This window comes from Streptomyces olivochromogenes, from assembly GCF_001514115.1.
Taxonomy (GTDB): Bacteria; Actinomycetota; Actinomycetes; order Streptomycetales; family Streptomycetaceae; genus Streptomyces; species Streptomyces olivochromogenes.
Map to the genome: position 1 here is coordinate 3,828 of NZ_KQ948511.1, position 1,683 is coordinate 5,510.

Sequence of the window (1,683 nt, forward strand, 5' to 3'; positions counted from 1 at the left end):
TCGTGACTGCGTGCCTTTTGAAGAATGAGCCTGCGAGTTTGCGGTGTGTTGCGAGGTTAACCCGTGTGGGGAAGCCGTAGCGAAAGCGAGTCCGAATAGGGCGATTTAGTAGCGCGCTCAAGACCCGAAGCGGAGTGATCTAGCCATGGGCAGGTTGAAGCGGCTGTAAGAGGTCGTGGAGGACCGAACCCACCAGGGTTGAAAACCTGGGGGATGACCTGTGGTTAGGGGTGAAAGGCCAATCAAACTCCGTGATAGCTGGTTCTCCCCGAAATGCATTTAGGTGCAGCGTCGTGTGTTTCTTGCCGGAGGTAGAGCACTGGATAGGCGATGGGCCCTACCGGGTTACTGACCTTAGCCAAACTCCGAATGCCGGTAAGTGAGAGCGCGGCAGTGAGACTGTGGGGGATAAGCTCCATGGTCGAGAGGGAAACAGCCCAGAGCATCGACTAAGGCCCCTAAGCGTACGCTAAGTGGGAAAGGATGTGGAGTCGCAGAGACAACCAGGAGGTTGGCTTAGAAGCAGCCACCCTTGAAAGAGTGCGTAATAGCTCACTGGTCTAGTGATTCCGCGCCGACAATGTAGCGGGGCTCAAGCGTACCGCCGAAGTCGTGTCATTGCAGCAATACGCCCAACGGCGGCTGTGATGGGTAGGGGAGCGTCGTGTGCCGGGTGAAGCCGCGCCGGAAGGCAGTGGTGGACGGTTCACGAGTGAGAATGCAGGCATGAGTAGCGATACACACGTGAGAAACGTGTGCGCCGATTGACTAAGGGTTCCTGGGTCAAGCTGATCTGCCCAGGGTAAGTCGGGACCTAAGGCGAGGCCGACAGGCGTAGTCGATGGATAACCGGTTGATATTCCGGTACCCGCTGTGAAGCGTCAAACATTGAACCAGGCGATGCTAAGTCCGTGAAGCCGCCCCGGAGCCTTCGGGCAAAGGGGAGTGGTGGAGCCGACGGACCAGACCTGCAGTAGGTGAGTGATGGGGTGACGCAGGAAGGTAGTCCATCCCGGGCGGTGGTTGTCCCGGGGTAAGGGTGTAGGCCGTGTGATAGGTAAATCCGTCGCACATTAAGGCTGAGACCTGATGCCGAGCCGATTGTGGTGAAGTGGATGATCCTATGCTGTCGAGAAAAGCCTCTAGCGAGTTTCATGGCGGCCCGTACCCTAAACCGACTCAGGTGGTCAGGTAGAGAATACCGAGGCGTTCGGGTGAACTATGGTTAAGGAACTCGGCAAAATGCCCCCGTAACTTCGGGAGAAGGGGGGCCATCACCGGTGATGAGTCTTGCACTCTGAGCTGGGGGTGGCCGCAGAGACCAGCGAGAAGCGACTGTTTACTAAAAACACAGGTCCGTGCGAAGCCGTAAGGCGATGTATACGGACTGACGCCTGCCCGGTGCTGGAACGTTAAGGGGACCGGTTAGTCACTCTTCGGGGTGGCGAAGCTGAGAACTTAAGCGCCAGTAAACGGCGGTGGTAACTATAACCATCCTAAGGTAGCGAAATTCCTTGTCGGGTAAGTTCCGACCTGCACGAATGGCGTAACGACTTCTCGACTGTCTCAACCATAGGCCCGGTGAAATTGCACTACGAGTAAAGATGCTCGTTTCGCGCAGCAGGACGGAAAGACCCCGGGACCTTTACTACAGTTTGATATTGGTGTTCGGTTCGGCTTGTG

Annotated in this window: 1 other annotated feature (cut by both window edges). The window is 56.6% G+C overall.

Annotated elements, in window-relative coordinates:
- Window positions 1-1,683 (top strand) — a sequence feature (mutual gap in cmsearch alignment for this rRNA model is longer than 100) (it extends past both window edges: 1,334 nt to the left, 1,210 nt to the right).